Source organism: Arthrobacter glacialis (assembly GCF_002909445.1).
GTDB lineage: Bacteria > Actinomycetota > Actinomycetes > Actinomycetales > Micrococcaceae > Specibacter > Specibacter glacialis.
In genome coordinates this window covers 48,673-65,969 of sequence record NZ_PPXC01000001.1, presented here as the reverse complement: position 1 = coordinate 65,969, position 17,297 = coordinate 48,673, and the positions used below count along the sequence as shown (strand labels likewise).

The 17,297-nt window shown below is 60.8% G+C and carries 15 protein-coding genes, 1 tRNA gene and 1 riboswitch; of the genes, 7 read left to right on the top strand and 9 right to left on the bottom strand.

Annotated features, from left to right (window positions below):
- Positions 1-2: 2 nt before the first annotated feature.
- Positions 3-641 carry an ECF transporter S component gene (locus CVS27_RS00305; protein WP_103463753.1) on the bottom strand — a complete coding sequence of 213 codons (639 nt, stop codon included), beginning with the start codon at positions 639-641 and terminating at the stop codon, positions 3-5.
- Positions 642-685: 44 nt separating this feature from the next.
- Positions 686-803: riboswitch (TPP riboswitch) on the bottom strand.
- A 217-nt stretch (positions 804-1,020) separates the two neighbouring features.
- The gene (locus tag CVS27_RS21000; protein ID WP_133162840.1) at positions 1,021-4,497 is read right to left on the bottom strand and encodes a glycoside hydrolase family 84 protein; all 3,477 of its coding nucleotides are present in this window, start codon (positions 4,495-4,497) and stop codon (positions 1,021-1,023) included.
- Between the two features lie 266 nt (positions 4,498-4,763).
- Between CVS27_RS21000 and CVS27_RS00295 the strand changes: the two genes are divergently transcribed.
- Complete coding sequence (locus CVS27_RS00295) at positions 4,764-5,024, top strand: DUF4235 domain-containing protein (RefSeq protein ID WP_103463751.1); 261 nt, start codon at positions 4,764-4,766, stop codon at positions 5,022-5,024.
- Positions 5,025-5,135: 111 nt separating this feature from the next.
- Here the strand turns inward: CVS27_RS00295 and mnhG are convergent, their stop codons facing one another.
- From mnhG to CVS27_RS00265, 6 genes are read right to left on the bottom strand one after another with little or no spacing between them, the layout of a single operon-like run.
- Positions 5,136-5,498 (bottom strand): monovalent cation/H(+) antiporter subunit G, encoded by a 363-nt coding sequence (mnhG, locus tag CVS27_RS00290; protein WP_103463750.1) that lies wholly within the window; start codon positions 5,496-5,498, stop codon positions 5,136-5,138.
- Positions 5,495-5,770, bottom strand: coding sequence for a monovalent cation/H+ antiporter complex subunit F (locus CVS27_RS00285; protein WP_370739445.1), 276 nt, complete (start codon positions 5,768-5,770; stop codon positions 5,495-5,497). Before CVS27_RS00285 ends, mnhG begins: the two co-directional genes overlap by 4 nt.
- On the bottom strand, positions 5,767-6,369 hold the full coding sequence (locus CVS27_RS00280) for a Na+/H+ antiporter subunit E (RefSeq protein WP_103463749.1): 603 nt from the start codon (positions 6,367-6,369) through the stop codon (positions 5,767-5,769). Before CVS27_RS00280 ends, CVS27_RS00285 begins: the two co-directional genes overlap by 4 nt.
- A 14-nt stretch (positions 6,370-6,383) precedes the next feature.
- Positions 6,384-8,012 carry a Na+/H+ antiporter subunit D gene (locus CVS27_RS00275; protein ID WP_103463748.1) on the bottom strand — a complete coding sequence of 543 codons (1,629 nt, stop codon included), beginning with the start codon at positions 8,010-8,012 and terminating at the stop codon, positions 6,384-6,386.
- A complete protein-coding gene (locus CVS27_RS00270) occupies positions 8,009-8,581 on the bottom strand; it encodes a Na(+)/H(+) antiporter subunit C (RefSeq protein ID WP_103463747.1) in 573 nt (190 codons plus the stop codon). Before CVS27_RS00270 ends, CVS27_RS00275 begins: the two co-directional genes overlap by 4 nt.
- Positions 8,578-11,553, bottom strand: a complete 2,976-nt coding sequence (locus CVS27_RS00265; protein WP_103463746.1) for a Na+/H+ antiporter subunit A — start codon at positions 11,551-11,553, stop codon at positions 8,578-8,580. The genes CVS27_RS00270 and CVS27_RS00265 overlap by 4 nt, the downstream gene beginning before the upstream one ends.
- A gap of 208 nt (positions 11,554-11,761) precedes the next feature.
- Between CVS27_RS00265 and CVS27_RS00260 the strand changes: the two genes are divergently transcribed.
- On the top strand, positions 11,762-13,087 hold the full coding sequence (locus CVS27_RS00260; RefSeq protein ID WP_243399996.1) for an MFS transporter: 1,326 nt from the start codon (positions 11,762-11,764) through the stop codon (positions 13,085-13,087).
- 91 nt (positions 13,088-13,178) lie between these two features.
- On the opposite strand, the gene dcd is transcribed toward CVS27_RS00260, so the two are convergent.
- A complete protein-coding gene (gene dcd / locus CVS27_RS00255; RefSeq protein WP_103463744.1) occupies positions 13,179-13,754 on the bottom strand; it encodes a dCTP deaminase in 576 nt (191 codons plus the stop codon).
- A 145-nt stretch (positions 13,755-13,899) separates the two neighbouring features.
- Between dcd and CVS27_RS00250 the strand changes: the two genes are divergently transcribed.
- The 5 genes from CVS27_RS00250 to CVS27_RS00235 all read left to right on the top strand — a co-directional run bounded on the left by CVS27_RS00250 (position 13,900) and on the right by CVS27_RS00235 (position 17,287).
- Positions 13,900-14,385, top strand: a complete 486-nt coding sequence (locus tag CVS27_RS00250; protein WP_103463743.1) for a cation:proton antiporter regulatory subunit — start codon at positions 13,900-13,902, stop codon at positions 14,383-14,385.
- Positions 14,386-14,391: 6 nt separating this feature from the next.
- A complete protein-coding gene (locus CVS27_RS00245; RefSeq protein ID WP_103463742.1) occupies positions 14,392-15,570 on the top strand; it encodes a cation:proton antiporter in 1,179 nt (392 codons plus the stop codon).
- Positions 15,571-15,688: 118 nt separating this feature from the next.
- Positions 15,689-15,850: a hypothetical protein gene (locus CVS27_RS20995; RefSeq protein WP_207767415.1), complete on the top strand. Its 162-nt coding sequence runs from the start codon at positions 15,689-15,691 to the stop codon at positions 15,848-15,850.
- A gap of 44 nt (positions 15,851-15,894) precedes the next feature.
- Positions 15,895-15,965: transfer RNA gene (locus CVS27_RS00240), tRNA-Gly, on the top strand.
- Positions 15,966-16,102: 137 nt separating this feature from the next.
- Positions 16,103-17,287: a N(5)-(carboxyethyl)ornithine synthase gene (locus CVS27_RS00235; RefSeq protein WP_103463741.1), complete on the top strand. Its 1,185-nt coding sequence runs from the start codon at positions 16,103-16,105 to the stop codon at positions 17,285-17,287.
- Positions 17,288-17,297 lie beyond the last annotated feature (10 nt).

Sequence of the window (17,297 nt, the reverse complement as noted above, 5' to 3'; positions counted from 1 at the left end):
GCCTAGACCGCTCGTTCGATCGCGGCGCCGCGCGAAGGCAGATTGGACAACGCACCCGTGCGTGCCAGTCCGCGCACGGCCAGCCAGGACACCAATCCGGCAATGATGGCGCCAGAGATCATGGCCAGGACCACGTAGACGAGCTTCCACTCCATGGCCCAGGCGACATTCCAGACCAGGGAGTCGTTGATGCCCATGGCCAGGCCTGCCAGCGCTCCGGCCAGCAGGGCCACAGGCAGGTTGAACTTGCGGTAGCGGAACAGCGCAAAGCCCAGCTCAGCACCGAGGCCCTGGACCAGTCCGGAGAGCAGCACGGTGAAGCCGAAGTGGGTGCCCAGCAGCCCCTCCACACTGGCGGCAATCAGTTCACAGTAGAGCGCTGCGCCGGGCTTGCGGATGACCAAGCCGCCCAAGACGCCGGCGATCAACCAGCCGCCACCGTACAGTGCGCCAACGGGCGGGAAGGCGACGGTGAAAGCGCTGATCAGGCCGTACCCGGCGGACCAGAGCCAGAAAATGACGCCGATGGCGACACCCAGAACGGACACCACCACAATGTCCACAACACGCCATGTGGACTTGCGTGCCGCCTGGTTTTGATTGCTTGGTGCGGCGTTTTTGCTCGCGATTGACTTACTCATGGTTCCTCCTTCGCAGGAGGGGCGGCAGGCGGACTTTCCGCGCAGCCGAAGAGAACTCGACTCCCTTCGCCGGTACTAACCGGAGCAGGTTCGAGGGTCTGCGGCTAACCGCACTCTCAGCGCCGGTACCCAAGGCGGGTAGACGCTCCCCTGTCGTGTTTGAATTGCGGCTTCAGTTTACCCCCGCCGGATGCCGCGCACTAATACTTCCGCACGACCTGACGTAATGCACCCGTTCGCCCACCCGTTCCTCGAGGTAGCCGGTTGCCCTCGTGCGGGGCGTCCGGTGAACGGGGCTAACGACGCCGGGCGGGCACCGAAGGGAATCCCGGTGCCCGCCCGACGGACAAGCTGAGGTACGACTCGCTGCCCGCTGTTGTTAGTGGCTCGCCACCCTGCGACGGGTCACCGCGAACACGCCCGCACCAGCAATGAGCAGCAACACGGCGAGCCCACCCAACATCGTGGCGTTGGCGCCAGTACTGGCCAAGCCATCCGCAGCAGCCGGGGTGGTTACCGCAGCGGTGGCCGCACCAGTGATGGTCAGCGGTGCGCTCAGCTGGCGGGAGGTCCCGTCAACTCCCACACCGTCAATGACGATGCTGTGCAGTCCGGGCGCAACATCCACAGGCAGGTTCACGCTCAAGGTCACAACACCCTGGGCATCAGCCGTGACCGTCCCCAGCAACACCGGTGTGGAATGCAGGGTGAAACTCGCCTCACTGCCCGGCTTGAAGCCCGTGCCACTAACTGTCAGCCTCCCACCCGGCGCCAGAGTTCCAGCGCTCAAGGTGATGCCAGCCGACGGCGTGCCCGACGGGGTAGCGCTCGGCGTGCCCGACGGGGTAGCGCTCGGCGTGCCCGACGGGGTAGCGCTCGGCGTGCCCGACGGGGTAGCGCTCGGCGTGCCCGACGGGGTAGCGCTCGGCGTGCCCGACGGGGTAGCGCTCGGCGTGCCCGACGGGGTAGCGCTCGGCGTGCCCGACGGGGTAGCCGTTGCCGACGATGACGCACTCGGGGTGGTCGTGGGGCTTGGCGTCACTGTGGGCGTCGCCGTGGGGCTTGGCTCAACCACGTCGCCAACATAAGGCCCGCTGCCAACAGGGCCTGTGGCCCGGACTCCCAGCTCGTAAACTACCGGCCCGACACCCACTGCCCGGCCAGCCCCGGACTTGAACAGGATCCGAACTCCGGAAATGGTGGCCTGCGTCAGAACAGCCTCCTGGAAGCTCACCGCAGGGTTCAGGGCACCCAGGGTGACCCATTCGTCGTCGGACTTTACCTGCAAATCACCCGCCATGTGACCCACCACCGCCACGGACTTCATGGCGGCAGGCGTATCCAAAACATAAGTCAGGTGGGCGCCGGCAACGGGTGCGGTGGCTGCCTCGAAAGCACTGTTGATGGTGGCATCGAAAGCACTGGCCGGACCAGTCCCATTGGCACCGGCCAAGTTAGTGGTGAGCTTCTGGGTGGCTTCGAAGGCTTGGAACTCGCGAATCTTCACCCACTGGCCCCCGGAGTTGGCAGCCGCAGCCACCAGGCGGATGTACCGGGCGCTGACAGGGGTGTCAAAGCTCTGCTCGATGCGCGGCTTGCTCGCAAACGTGCCCGCCGAGGTCCATGTGCTGTTGTCGGCGGAGTACTCTAGTCGTGCGTTGTAGATCATGTCGCCGGCCTGAGAATCTGAATCGGCCTGTTGGATCAAAACCTTGCCAACCGGCTTCACTGCACCCAAATCAAGGGTGACGGTGGATCCGACCACCGGCGGGGCACTTGACCACCAGAGGGTGCTGGCGTTGCCGTCAACCATTTTGCCGGGTGTGTTTTGCTGGTAGGTTGCCAACGAAGAAGACGCGGTCCCCGGGAAGTTGTTCGCTGCTGCCACGGGGGTCAGGTTCAGCCAGGTGTTGTAGCGTGCCTGGGCTGCTGCGGTGAAGATTTCAAAGACGCCGTCACCCACAGACGGGATGATCTGGTTGGGTGTGATGCCAATGTTGTTCGGACCAACATCGGGCACGGTCGCGCGCTTGGCCAACGCCATTTCTGCGTTGGCTTCCAATGCGGCATCCGTTGCGACAACGCCGTTTCCGGACTTGATGGCGATCAGCATGGCGACTTGCTCTTCCATGGCCGTGGCCCAATGGGCAGCAGCGTCGATCCATGGCTTGGAATCGTCGTAGAAGCCCTTCATGGCCATGGTTGCCAATGTCTCAGGGCCTGCCTTGATAGTGGCCAGGCGGTCCTGCAGCGACTTCATCCCTGCCACGTTACCGGCGTCGTACGCTGTCCAGAAAGCGGCTACATCGGCACTGAGGGCAGGGGCTGTCTTGGAGTTGGGGCGGTAGGGCTTCCAGCTCTGGTTCAAGTCGACGAAGGTTTCCAGCGACTTGCGCACGGCAGCCTCTGCACCGGCAAGCTCTGTGATGATTGCCGACTGTGTGGTTGCAGCGTTGTAGGCGGGACTGTTCCACGAGTAGTCACCAAACCCGGCCAGGGCGATCATGGAGGCGTAGGCCTCGATCATTGGGTTGGAGGTGATGCCGTCGATGTGCTTGTACAGGTTGGGATCGCGCCCTTCCAGCGGGTTCAGGAACAGGCGCCCGCGCTGGCCGTCGTTGACCGGCAGGTTGTCCCAGATGTAGAAGTGTTCGGCGTTGTAGGTGTCCACAGCCTTGGTCACCGATGCCTCGGTGATGGTGTTTGAAAAGACGCCCTCCCCTGTCCATTGGATCAGGATGGAATCATCGGTGGCCAGGCCAAACTGGTCCTTGTAAGGATCTTCGGCGGAACCGTTGTAGTTGGTGGGAACGGTTTGCAGGGGCTGCAGATTGTGCACCTTGACGTAATCGTTGACAATCCGGTTGAGGTAGAACGCCTGTCCGTCGGCGAGCTTCCTGAATCCGGAACTGGTGAACTTTGCCAGGTCGGCAGCACACTTCAGTGACGGATCAATGTCATCCAAGGCAATGTAGAAGCTGCTCACGCCAATGCTGCGGAGCTGGTCAAATTTAGCCACCGTGGAGTTGTAGTCGGCGTCGGAGGAGTAGCAAACATCGTTGCCCGGAGACAGGGCAAAAGTGAAGTTCACATGGTTTGCGTTGGCCTCATCGACGAGTTCCTTCAGGTCGGCCAGTTCTGCTGCGGGGTACAGGTCACGCCACTTGGCGCGCAGGTAATTGTCATCTTTGGGCGTGTAGATGTAGGTGTTCAACTTGTGCTTGCCGTAGAAGTCCAGCTGGTCCAGACGGGCCTGATGCGACCAGGGAATGCCATAGAAACCTTCAATGGCGCCTCGGATGGACATCAGTGGCCAGTCCTTGACAGTCATCGCCGGGGCTGAGCCGTTTGCGACCACCTGGCTCAGGCTCTGCACGGCGTAGAAGGTGCCTGTGGCATCTTTACCGTTGAGTACCAGTGCGGGTTTGCCAGCGATGGTTCCGGTGGCAATCACATAGCCGTCAGTCGCCAAGGCGTCAGCACTTGTGGCACCCACAGCTGCCAGGGCCGCTGGGATGGCGGAGTTGTTGGCGGCGGTGCCCAGAAATACTGTGGCACCCGCGGCTGTTCCGGCATCCACGAATGACGCGGTTCCGCCTGCTTTGTTGATGACCTGGCCGAGCAGGTCCTTGGCGGCGGCGTCAGTTGTGGCGCCCACGGCGACCTTGACCGTGCCTGTCAACGGGACGGAAACGCCCGTTGTGTTCACTTCCTGCGGCGTGGGCAGAATCCCTGTAGGCGTCGCAGCCGCCTGGGCCATTGGAAGCGCGGCTGGCGACAACGCAGCCATGCCACTTCCGGCAATGATGGCCAGAGCCAGCGCTCCGGTGGCAACGTTCTTTAAGGCACGTTTCACACTGTTCCCCTTGGTGTTTTGCAAGCAGGCGTCATCACCATGATGATATGGATCACAATTTCCGGCCAATTGGGTGAAACTCTACTGACCTGCCAAGGATTCCGTCAATTGATTACGTACGACAATTGGAGGTGGCTAGCGAGCAAAATATGGCAACCCATCCGCACGTGAAAATGCCGCAAAACAATTGCCTGGACCTGAGAGGCTAGGCTAAACGCAAGGCATTTTCCCGCTTTGGGTCAGCCCCACACACTGAGGAGCGCTTTATGAACATCGTCTACAAATTGCTCGGCCCTGCCGTGACCTTGGGTGCAGGTCTTGTGGCTAGCAAGCTGGTGGACACGGTTTGGGAGAAAAGCACTGGCAACAAGCCCCCGCACGACGGGACGGACTTGAAGAACAGCCTCCGCTCCGCCCTGACATTTGCATTGGTGTCCTCGGCGGTGGCCGCCATCATTCAGGTTTTGGCCGGACGAACCACCCAAAAAGCCATCGCCCGGTTTGGCCAGCACCACGAAGACGTCTAAAACACCCGCCGGCGCGCGCCAAGCAAAAATCGAACGGGCAGTAGTTGTTGATGTTTTTGTTAAACATCAACAACTACTGCCCGTTCGGCGAGGTGCGGGAGGAGTTGGGGACTAGTCCTTGCGGTCGCCTTCTACGGCTGCAGCGACAACTTGGTCCAACTCATCAACACTGAGCAGTTCCGGCCTGCGGTGTTTTGTCCGGTAGCCGGCACGGCCCACCATGTGGGCAGAGACGGGCACCGTGAGCAGCTGAAAGAGCCACGCCACGATCAAGATCGGCAGCAGCGACCACAACCGCATCTGCAATCCCATGGCGGAGAGCATGAGCAGCAGACCCAAGACCTGTGGCTTGGTAGCCGCGTGCATGCGACTCATCAAGTCCGGGAAGCGCAGCAGGCCAATGGCCGCTGCAAGACTCATCAGCGCCCCGCCCAGCAGGCAGACGGCCGTCAGCACATCAATCAGGACGTTCATCCTTCTTCCTTCCTGTGGGCCACAAAGCGCGCCACGGTGACTGAGCCGATGAAGCCGATGACTGTCAGCACCACCAGGAGCGCCAAATTGTCGGTGTGCTTGTTCATGGCCATTTCAGTGGCCAGCGACGCTCCGAAAATAGCCAACAAAACATCCGCAGCGATGACACGGTCCAGCAGGGAAGGCCCGGCGGCAATGCGGTAAATGGTTCCTGCCGCGGCCAGCGTCAGTATGGCGGCAACAATGATGACAACAATGCTCATGGCGGTCATTTCTCCTCCTGCGAAGATGTGGCAGGCGCCGCAGGAGCCACGTGGGTCACCATGGGCGCACCGGTGGCTTCTGCCTTCAGTGCGGCCAGCTCTTCCTTGGTGCCCATCACCCGTATCAATCCGGCCTCGATGTCCTGGATGCCTCGACGAACCTGTTCAGCAGCTGCCGGTGTCTCCACGTTCATGGCATGGACGTACAGTGTGGCCGTGCCGCGATCCACCTCCACCACCAGGGACCCCGGGATGAGTGACAGCACATGACCAACGGCCGTCATGAGCAGATCCGAGGTGCTGCGCAGGGGTACGGCAATGACGGCGTTGCGAATCCGCGGGCCCTTGGTGAAGGCCCAATACAGGACCTGAACACTGGCCACCGTGACTTCCTTGATGAACCACAGGACAAAAGTCAGGGCACGCAGCACGTTGAAGCGTCCGCTGAGTTCAACAGGTGGCAGGTAAAAAGCGCGTGATACACCCACGGCAATCAAGGCGCCAAAGAGCAGGTTGCCGGCGCTGAAGTCCTGCCACAGTGCACCCCACACCACAACAAGCCACACGAGCAGCGGCAACTTCTGCATGACGGTCCCATTGCGTTTCATTTTTACACCTTGGCTCATGGGTTGCCCGCCCCCAATCCCAGGACGGCTTCAATGTAGGCAGTCCGTTCCAGCATGCTGGTGGCTGCGTCCTGGCTCAAGTCAAAGAGCGGACCGGCAAAAACGGTCATGGCAACACCGAGCACCACCAGCCCCATGGTGGAATACACCATCATCTTTGGCAGGATGGGTACCTCGTTTTCACCCGAGAAACGACCCTCTGTGGCATCCACATGCTTGCTGCTGCGCAGGGCGCGCATGCTTTCCTTCCCCGAGGCGTCCGGAGCGGTGGAGAGCAGCACGGCGTCTGGATCTTCGGCGTCGGCGGCGCTGCGCCAAAATACACGGTTCCAGACGCGAGCCACCACCAGCAATGTCAGCAGGCTGGCTACGACACCGCCCACAACCACCGCATAGGCCAGCGGAGAGCCGTCGGCAACACCTGCTTGCAGGAGGCCCAGCTTGCCCAGGAAACCTGAGAACGGCGGAATGCCGGCAAGGTTCATGGCGGGGATGAAGTACAGCACGGCCAGTATGGGCGACAGCTTCGCCAGCCCGCCCAGGCGCATAATCGAGGAATTGCCGCCGCGCCGCTCCACCAGGCCTGTGACCATGAACAGGGACGTCTGGATGGTGATGTGGTGGATGACGTAGAAAATGGTGGCGGCCAGACCAATGACCGATGACAGTGCGACGCCGAAAATCATGTACCCGATATGGCTCACCAGGGTGAAGGAAAGCATACGTTTTATGTCAGTCTGGGCTATGGCACCCAGAATTCCCACCAGCATGGTCAGCAACGCCACCACAAGAAGCACCGAGTTGAAATGGTCCGTGGGAAAGAGCAGCGTTTCGGTCCGGACGATGGCATAGACACCCACTTTGGTCAGCAATCCGGCGAACACTGCGGTCACGGGAGCAGGGGCTGTGGGGTAGGAGTCGGGGAGCCAGAAGGAGAGCGGGAACACAGCCGCCTTGATCCCGAACGCCACCAGCAGCAGCACGTGCAGCAGGTGTTGGGTGCCGGGATCCAGTTCACCGAGCTTGATGGCAAGGTCGGCCAGATTGACTGTTCCGGTGGCACCATAAATCATGGCGATGGCTATGAGGAACAGTAGTGAGGACACCACACTGACAACAACGTAGGTGATGCCTGCACGGATGCGTGACCCGGTTCCGCCAAGGGTCATGAGCACATAACTGGCGGTCAGCAGGATTTCAAAGCCCACGTAGAGGTTGAAGAGATCCCCGGCCAAGAATGCGTTGGAAACGCCTGCTACCAGAATCAAATAGGTGGGGTGGAAGACGGAAACGGGTCCGCTTTCTTCACCGTCGGCGGCGCCCTGCCCCGTGGCATAGGCAAGAACTGCCAGGCTCACTGCGGAGGAGACCACCAAGAGCAGGGATGAGAATTGATCGGCGACCATGACAATGCCAAAGGGTGGCGCCCACCCGCCAAGCTCCACGGCTATGGGTCCGGACTGCCACACGCGGGCCAGCACCCAGACCTCCAAGGCCAAGGTGACGGTGAGGGTGCCCAAGCTGACACGGCGCTGGGCACGCGGATGCCTGATCAGCACGAATGCCCAGGCGGCGCCCAGGAAGGGCAGGACTACGGCAAGTGGTGCCAGGCTGGCAACATTCATTCCTTCTCCCCCGTCGGCGATTGAACCTCTGGCGTTTTCAGGACCGGTGATTCTGGGTGCACATCCTTCTTGGATGTCGCGACCGCTTTGGCGTCAATCACTCTCTTGGGCACAATTCCTGGAATTGTCTCGCGCTTCCCTAGTGGCTGGTTATTCTCGTGGAAGTCGGAGACCTCAATGGCAATCTCGGAGTCCTCCTCGTCGTCGTACAGATCCTGCATGGCCACGCGAATATCCTCCTGATCCACCTGGATGTGGTCGGCGCGGCTGAGTAGCCATGACCTGTAGATCAGGCTGAGCATGAATGCTGTCACAGCGAAGGAGATCACAATGGACGTCAGGATGAACGCCTGCGGCAGGGGATCGTTATATGCACTGGAGGGAATGTCCTTGTTGAAGATCGGGGCCAGTCCGGCATAGCCGCCGGTGGCGAGCAGGAGGATGTTGGTGGCGTTGGCCAGCAGCATCAGACCGAGCAGCACTCGTGTCAGGCTCCGCTCCAGCAAGAGGTAGAGCCCCACCGCATACAGCACGCCCATCACCAATAGGAGGGTTAGATTGATGCTCACTTGGCCACCTCCAACGGCTCGTCATCCTGAATCAGCGCTACGCCGTCCATGCCATCCTCTTCGTGCTTGTCAATCTCGGAGCCCAAGCTGCGCAGAACATCTACAACCAAACCAACAACCACCAGATAGACGCCTATGTCGAAGAGTGTGGAGGTCACAAACTTCACGTGACCAAAGATGGGCAGCTCGAAGGCAATGATGGCGCTTTGGAACACGTCGCCGCCCAGGAAGAGCGGGGCCAATCCGGTCAAAGCCGCGATGGTCAAGCCCAAGCCCAAAAGAGTTCCCGCTGAAATCCTTGTTGCCTCAGCCAGTTCAAAGCGCCCACCCGCCAAATAACGGATGGTGAGGGCCAGGCCTGCAACCAGTCCGCCGGCGAAGCCTCCGCCGGTGGCGTTGTGGCCGGCGAGCAGCAGGTAGATGGAGATGACAATAATGCTGTGGAATACCAGCCGTGCCACCACTTCAATGATGATGGAGCGGCGCTCCGGGGCCAGGGTGCGCCCAGCAACGAGCCACGGGTTGCCAGGTGCTGCCGCGAACCGCTTGGCGATCTGAACGGTTGGTTCAAAGGAGGCGGCTTGCAGCTTGCCAACGCTTCCGGTGGCTACAGTCTCCGCCCGCGGAAGCCGCTGCCCGCGTCCACGCACAAAGATCAGGCTGGCAACACCTGTGGCCGCAATGGCCAGCACGGAAATTTCACCGAACGTGTCCCAAGCGCGAATGTCCACAAGGGTCACGTTGACAACATTGAGACCCCCACCACCCTCATATGCCATGATGGGCATATCAAGGCTCACGGGAACATGAATGCGCGATCCCATCGCCACGATGGCCACCACCACCATGGTGGCGCCAAAGGCGATGCCAATAATCAGCCGGGCAGCCTTGTGGCTGCCTGCCGTGCGTTCCAAAAGGCTTGCCGGCAGGGAGCGCATGGCGAGGACAAAGGCCACAAGAATAATGGTTTCAACCAACATCTGGGTCAGGGCAAGGTCCGGGGCGCCCTGCAGGGCAAAGATCAACGCAATGCCATAACCGGTCACCGAGACCATCAGGACAGCCATGAACCGTTTGCTGGCCCTGGCCGCGGCAATGGCGCCAATGACGATCACCGCACCAGCAATGAGCTGGAAGGGTGAACCTGGATCCACAAAGTAAAGGTCGTGGCTCCAGTGCTGATCGGTCAGGAAAAGGACCGCCAATACCGAGGCTATGGACGTGGACAAAATGACCGCCAGGTAGAAGAACAAGGAACCACGCTGGGTGCGTCCCGTAACCCAAATGGCCACCCTGTCCAGAACAACAATGGATTGGCGGTAGCCGCGCTCAAAATCGACAGTGGCAGGGATCCTGCCTTGGAATGCTTCAACCTTGTTGCGCAGCAGGAACAGGGCCGTGCCGGCGGTCACCACTAGGGCACTGAGCCCCAGGGCAGGGGTAAATCCATGCCACAGCAACAGGTGCATGCCGTGGGGGTCATAGGCCGGGAATTGGTCGCTGTAGGGCTTGACCCAGCTCTCCACGAGTTGCGGGAAGAAACCGTAGGCCACCGTGAGCAGGCTCAGCAGCGCGGGCGCCGCCAGGAAGAGCCAACTAACGGGTTTGAACACTGTGGCCATGCCCTTGGCCTTGGGCGCAAAACCACCCCACATGAACCTGGCACTGTAGGCGAACGTCAGCACGGAGCCAAGCACTATGCCCACCAAGACTGTCCAGCCAATGACCGGGCCCGCCGGGCCGTGGTTTGCTGAAGCGATGAAGGCTTGGAAGATGCCCTCCTTGGCGATGAAACCTGCCAAGGGCGGCAGCCCCGCCATGGAGGCTACGCCAATGAGCGCCACAACGCCCAGCATGGGGGCCGATTTAAAGACCCCCGATAATTCGCGGATGTCGCGGGTGCCGCTTTGGTGGTCAATAATGCCCACCACCAAAAAGAGTGCCGCCTTGAACAAACCGTGCGCCAAAACCATGGCCATGCCTGCCATGGCGGCCTCCTGGCCGCCCAAGCCAACCACCAGGGTCAGGAAGCCCAGCTGGCTGACAGTGCCGTAGGCCAAAATGAGTTTCAGATCGTACTGGCGCAACGCACGCCAGCCACCCAGAAGCATGGTGCCCAGGCCCAGCACCACAATCATGGCCTGCCAATATTCGGTCTGTGCAAAACCTGGCGCGAGGCGGGCAATGAGGTAAATTCCGGCCTTAACCATCGCGGCGGCGTGCAGGTAGGCGCTGACGGGGGTGGGTGCAGCCATGGCGCCCGGGAGCCAGAAGTGGAACGGCAGGAGCGCCGATTTTGTTACGGCACCCACCAAAATCAAGGCGATACCAATATCCAGGAGCACCTGTGCGGTGCCGTCCATTGACAGCAACTCCGGGGCCTTAGCCAGGACGGCCGAAATGCTGTAGGTGCCAGCACTTTCGCCCACCATGATCAGGCCCACCAGCATGGCGAGCCCACCAAAGGTTGTCACGATCAGGGCCTGCAGGGCGGCGCGCCGGGCCGCAATGCGGGTGCGTGCATAGCCAATAAGGAGGTAGGAAAGAACTGTTGTCAGTTCCCAGAAAACAAACAAAAGAATGAGGTTGTCGGCCGTGACCAGCCCAAACATGACCCCCGCGAAGGCCAGCAGCTGGGCACCAAAGCCGCCCAGGCCGGCGTCGTCCGTCTTGAAGTATCTGGCGCAATAGGCCAGAACCAAAGCTCCCACACCTAAAACCAGCAGCGACATCAGCCACGACAGCTGGTCCATGCGGAAGGTGAGGTTCAGGTCCAGGACAGGAATCCAGGGAATGTCCACGGTGGGGCTGGGCGCCGTGTCCGAGTAGACGTTTTGGTACTGCACCAGGAGCCACACAAAGCTGGCGGCGGGAACGGCGGCGAGGACATAGAAGGCTGCTCTGCCCCAGCGGGCGAACAAAATGGGCGCGATAATGGCCACAATGAAATGCGCACAGAGGACAAACAACACTAAGGGCTCCGCATGTTTCGGGCTGGAAATGAGCGAATCACGGGGGTAACAGTCGGTTCCCGACCCCTCAACCCTATCAAGACCAGCGCACCGTCCACGCCCACAAAGCCGCGGGACGACTCACTGGCGGATCACCGACGGAGGGCACACGCTTAATGTTCTTGATGCATATGCTCCCCGGACCACTGCGGCAGATAGCATGTGGCGTATGACGAACCCTCCCCCAGCTGCCGTGTTGCCGCCCGCAGCGAACGCCAAGACCCCTGGCACCACATGGCAGGTCGTGGCATGGTCCCTGTGGGACTGGGGCGGGGCAGCCTTTAACGCTGTCATGACCACCTTCATTTTCACCGCCCTCTACCTGACGGGCGACGATTTTGGCGGAGCCGACAAGGCCACGGCAACACTCGCCTTTGCCTTGTCCATCTCCGGTTTTGCCATTGCGCTGCTGGCCCCGGTGGCCGGGCAACGCTCCGACCACAGTGGGCGGCGCAAGCTTTGGCTGGGCATCAACACACTCATTGTGGTGGTGCTGACGGGGGCATGCTTCTTTGTCCAACCCCACGAGTCCTACTTGCTGTTTGGCTGCCTGCTCATTGCCGCCGGTCACGTGTTCTTTGAACTTGCCGGCGTGAACTACAACGCCATGCTGCTGCAGATCTCCACCAAGAAGACGATTGGCCGGATCAGCGGTTATGGCTGGGCGGCTGGCTACCTGGGCGGCATCGTGGCCTTGCTGGTTGTCTACTACGGCTTGATCAAGCCCGAGGTTGGGCTGTTTGGCATCACCAGCGCCGACGGCATGACGTACCGCGCGGTGGCCGTTTTCTCGGCACTGTGGATGCTGATTTTCTCCATCCCGGTGTTCCTCGCCATCCCCGAATCCAAGCCCGACCCCAATATGCCGCACGTGGGATTCTTCCAGTCCTACAGGGAGCTTTTCCGCACTGTCGTACGGTTGGGCCGAACAGCACCGCACACCCTGTACTTCCTGATTTCAAGCGCCATCTTCCGCGACGGACTGGCAGCCATCTTCACCTTTGGCGCCGTCCTTGCCGTGGGTTCCTTTGGTTTCAAGACCGGTGACGTCCTCATCTTTGCCATTGCCGGAAACGTGGTTGCCGCCGCGGGCGCCCTGTCCGCCGGCTTCCTGGACGACAAATTTGGTCCCAAGGCGGTCATTGTCACGTCCCTGATCGGCATGCTGATCTCCGGCACGGCCCTGCTGTTCCTTGACGGCAAGAACGCATTTTGGGTCTTCGGCCTGATTCTGTGCTTGTTTGTGGGCCCGGCCCAGTCGTCGGCGCGAACGTTCATGGGACGGCTGGCCCCCGAGGGGCAGGAAGGTGAAATGTTTGGCCTCTACGCCACCACGGGGCGAGCCGTTTCCTTCCTGGCGCCGCAACTTTTTGGGCTCTCCATTGTGATCTTTGGGGCCCAGCGTTGGGGCATTATTGGCATCCTGGTGGTGCTGCTGCTGGGCCTGCTGTTGCTGCTGCCCGTCAAGGCCCCGCCGCACGGCGCAGCTGCTTAGCAGCACACAGTTAAAGTTCGACGGCGGGTACGTCACCTTCAGCCTGAAGGTGACGTACCCGCCGTCGAAATTAAGTGATGAGTTCCGTACGCTAGATCTTGGTGCGGTGGAAGTTCTGGAACGACCGTGACGCGGTGGGGCCGCGCTGTCCCTGGTAGCGGTTCATGTGCGGGCCCGTGCCGTAGGGGTTCTCGGCCGGGGAGCTCAGCTGGAAGAAGCACAGCTGGCCAATCTTCATGCCGGGCCACAGCTTAATGGGCAGGGTCGCCACATTGGAGAGTTCCAAGGTGATGTGACCGGAGAAGCCCGGATCAATAAAGCCGGCGGTGGAGTGCGTGAGCAGGCCCAGACGGCCCAGCGAGGACTTGCCTTCAAGCCGTGCTGCGACGTCGTCGGGTAAAGTCACGGTTTCGTAGGTGGAGCTCAGGACGAACTCTCCGGGATGCAGGATGAAGGGTTCGTCCGGAGCAACCTCCACCAAGCGGGTCAGATCCGGCTGCTCCTCGGCCGGGTCAATGTGGGCATAACGGTGGTTGTCAAAGAGCCTAAAGAACCGGTCCATGCGCACATCAACACTTGATGGCTGCACCATGGCAGGGTCATAGGGGTCCAAGACAATGCGTTTGGCAGCAATTTCGGCACGTATATCGCGGTCAGAGATCAGCACCCTCTAAAAATAGCGCATTTTGCCGTAATCCCTCCGCCGCAAAGTCGTCATTGAGTGTGCACCCACTGCGTACCGGGACTAATTCCGCACCTCTGCTTGTTTTAACGTGGGGTATTCACACAACGGCACAGCTAAGGTAAGAGTCATGAATATTGAAGAGACACCTCTTCCAGGAATTGGTGTTCGCAGGGAGCTGCGTCTTTCAAGCGGGCGGCGCGTGGGTGTTGTGACCCACCGCGACGGCCAAACCGAGCTGATTCTCTCCCGCGTGGATGATCCCGATGCGTGTGCAGCATCCATTCCGCTCAGCGCCGAGGAAGCCGCCGGCTTGGGTTCCCTGCTGGGTTCTGCCCAGCTCATTGCCCAGCTCACCGCCGAACACGAGAATATTTCGGGCGTGACAACCCACCAGATCCTCATTCGCAAGGGCTCGGCCTTTGCTGGCCGGCCGCTGGGCGACACCCACATGCGCACCCGGACAGGAACGTCCATTGTGGCCTTGCTGCGTGACGGCAAGGTGATTGGTTCGCCGCGACCGGATGAGGTCCTGCATGTGGATGACATGGTCGTCATTGTAGGCACCGACCAGGGACTGGCGGACGCTGCACAGATCCTGCAGTCCCGCTTGTAGTCCTCCATGGACGGGACGGCTCTTTCACTTATTCAGCTCGGCGTAGTTTTTTTCGGGCTCGGTTTCCTAGGTCGTCTCGCCGGTCGCATTGGCATGTCACCGGTCCCGCTTTACCTGTTGGGCGGCCTGGCCTTTGGTGAAGGCGGTTTCATCACGTTTGCCGGCATCGAGGACTTCGCCCACATAGCCAGTGAAATTGGCGTGATCCTGCTGCTGCTTATGCTTGGACTGGAATATACGGCCAAGGAACTCGTCACGGGTCTAAAGCAGTCATGGATGGCCGGACTGGTGGACCTGGTCCTGAACATGCTGCCCGGCATTGCTGTGGCCCTGATTCTTGGCTGGGGTCCGGTGGGGGCACTGGTCATGGCTGGCGTCACCTACAGCTCATCCTCCGGCATCATTGCCAAAGTCTTGGGCGATCTGGGCCGCCTGGGCAACCGCGAGACCCCGGTGGTGCTTTCCATCTTGGTCTTTGAAGATTTGGCCATGGCCGCCTACCTGCCCATTTTGACGACCGTCCTGGCCGGGGTGTCCTTCATGGGCGGGCTGACAGCCTTGGGGATTTCCTTGGCAGTCATCACTGTCGTTTTAGTGGGGGCTCTGCGCTACGGCCATCTGGTCTCCAACCTTTTGGACAGCCCCGACAGGGAATCCTTTCTGCTCAAGCTGCTTGGTGCTGCTCTGCTGGTGGCTGGCTTGGCGTCTGCCCTGCATGTTTCGGCCGCGGTGGGCGCATTCCTCTTGGGAATCGCCATTTCAGGCGGTACGGCAGAGAACGCCACACGCGTCCTTGAGCCCTTGCGCGACCTCTTCGCCGCCATGTTCTTTGTGCTCTTTGGCCTCAACACCGATCCCCGCACCATCCCGCCCGTGCTGGGCGTTGCCTTGCTGCTGGCCCTCGTCACAACCATCACCAAGGTAGCCACTGGCTGGTGGGCTGCCGGGCGTCAGGGAATTGGCGTACCCGGCCGTGCCCGTGCCGGGGCAGCCTTGATTGCGCGTGGCGAGTTTTCCATCGTGATTGCCGGACTGGCCGTCGCCTCAGGTGTAGTGCCGGTGGAGTTGGCAGCACTCTCCACCACCTATGTGCTCATCATGGCTGTGAGTGGCCCGGTCGCCGCCAGATATGTGGAACCCGTGGTGGCGCTGTTTCAGGGCAAAAAACCGGAGCCGGTTTTCTAGGCTCGCACTTGCTTTGCGTCACGGAAGTAGCACCTGAGGCAATGTCTTGCGGCACGGCCGTATGATGAGAGCAACCGCCGGCCAGTGGCCGCACAGGTACTACTTCAAGGAGAACGCCATGGCTTTTGGCCGACGTAACCGCCCCTCCCTTTTGGGCACAGCTGCACGCACGGCTGTTATTGCCGGAACAGCTACGGCTGCCAGTAACGCAGTCAACGCAAAGGCTGCCGGGCCGGTTGGTGCGTGTCAATGGTCCAAAGCACCCTTGCACACGGGCTAGAATCAATACCGGAACAAAGCAGCTGCGGCTGATGGTGTTCCAATGCGGGCGTAGCTCAATGGTAGAGCGCTAGCTTCCCAAGCTCGATACGCGGGTTCGATTCCCGTCGCCCGCTCAGATTTTCTTGATGCTGCCCTCAACTCTTGAGTTGAGGGCAGCATTTTTTGTTGCGGACCAGCTGTGCTCCAAGTCATTGCGTGTAGGGTCGACAGAATAGGGCCCAGCAGGGTTCCTGCATAGAGGAGCGCAACGATGTCCGAAGATTTGCAGCCAAGCACGCCCATTTCGACCGGGCTGCGCCTGGGCGTTTTGGGAGTTTCCCTCAAGCCCGATGAACGCCGCGCCCCCATCCATCCGGAACATTTCTCCCGCATCGAGGAGAGCATCCGCGCACGCATGGTTGTCGAAGTGGGTTATGGTGTGCCTTTTGGTGTCTCCGACGCCGTACTGGCCACCCTGGTGGGCACGGTGGCGCCGCGCGCGGAAGTCATCCAGGGTTCCGATGTGGTCCTGCTGCCCAAGCCCCAAGCCCAGGACCTGGCCGAGCTCAAGGACGGTCAAACCCTGTGGGGCTGGCCGCACTGCGTGCAGGACCGGGCCATCACGCAGCTGGCCATTGACAAGAAGTTGACATTGATTGCCTTCGAGGCCATGAACCATTGGGCTTCCGACGGCGGTTTCGGGCTGCACGTTTTCCACAAGAACAACGAGCTGGCTGGCTACGCATCAGTGCTGCACTCGCTGTCGTTGACGGGCTCCACCGGTGATTACGGACGCCGACTCAAGGCCATCGTCATTGGTTTCGGAGCCACAGCCCGCGGCGCCGTGACAGCCTTGAAGGCCCTGGGCATCCACGACGTGCAGGTCCTGACCAGCCGCAGCGTGGCAGCCGTGGCAGCGCCCATCCATTCAGCGGAAATGGTGCAATTTGATTTTGCACCGGAGGCACCACACAAGGGATTTGTGATGCTCGAGGACGGCGACGCACCGCTGAGCGAGTTCCTGGCCGAGGCGGATGTTGTGGTCAATTGCACCTTGCAGGACCCCAACGACCCCATGACTTACTTGACCGAAGCCGATCTGGACGCGTTCCGGCCGGGCAGTTTGATTGTTGATGTCTCCTGCGATGAGGGCATGGGCTTTAGTTGGGCCCGCAGCACAAGCTTCACGGATCCGATGTTTACCGTGGGCAACAACATCAACTACTACGCTGTGGACCACACCCCCAGCTACTTGTGGAACTCGGCCACCTGGGAGATCAGTGAAGCGCTGATGCCCTTCATTGAGCCCGTTCTGGCTGGCCCCGGCGAATGGCCGAACCATGACACCATTTCACGTGCCGTTGAAATTGCCGACGGCGTGATCATCAACCCGGCGATCCTGGAGTTCCAGCGGCGGCAAAAAGAGTACCCGCACCTGCCGCTGGCTGAAGCGTAAGTTCCGGTTT

Coding starts and splice junctions, on each gene's coding strand:
- CVS27_RS00305 (WP_103463753.1), bottom strand. CDS start 641: ATGAGTAAGTCAATCGCGAGCAAAAACGCCGCACCAAGCAATCAAAAC.
- CVS27_RS00260 (WP_243399996.1), top strand. CDS start 11,762: ATGACGAACCCTCCCCCAGCTGCCGTGTTGCCGCCCGCAGCGAACGCC.
- CVS27_RS00245 (WP_103463742.1), top strand. CDS start 14,392: ATGGACGGGACGGCTCTTTCACTTATTCAGCTCGGCGTAGTTTTTTTC.
- CVS27_RS00295 (WP_103463751.1), top strand. CDS start 4,764: ATGAACATCGTCTACAAATTGCTCGGCCCTGCCGTGACCTTGGGTGCA.
- CVS27_RS00275 (WP_103463748.1), bottom strand. CDS start 8,012: ATGAATGTTGCCAGCCTGGCACCACTTGCCGTAGTCCTGCCCTTCCTG.
- CVS27_RS00280 (WP_103463749.1), bottom strand. CDS start 6,369: ATGAAACGCAATGGGACCGTCATGCAGAAGTTGCCGCTGCTCGTGTGG.
- CVS27_RS00285 (WP_370739445.1), bottom strand. CDS start 5,770: ATGACCGCCATGAGCATTGTTGTCATCATTGTTGCCGCCATACTGACG.
- mnhG (WP_103463750.1), bottom strand. CDS start 5,498: ATGAACGTCCTGATTGATGTGCTGACGGCCGTCTGCCTGCTGGGCGGG.
- CVS27_RS20995 (WP_207767415.1), top strand. CDS start 15,689: ATGGCTTTTGGCCGACGTAACCGCCCCTCCCTTTTGGGCACAGCTGCA.
- CVS27_RS00235 (WP_103463741.1), top strand. CDS start 16,103: ATGTCCGAAGATTTGCAGCCAAGCACGCCCATTTCGACCGGGCTGCGC.
- CVS27_RS00250 (WP_103463743.1), top strand. CDS start 13,900: ATGAATATTGAAGAGACACCTCTTCCAGGAATTGGTGTTCGCAGGGAG.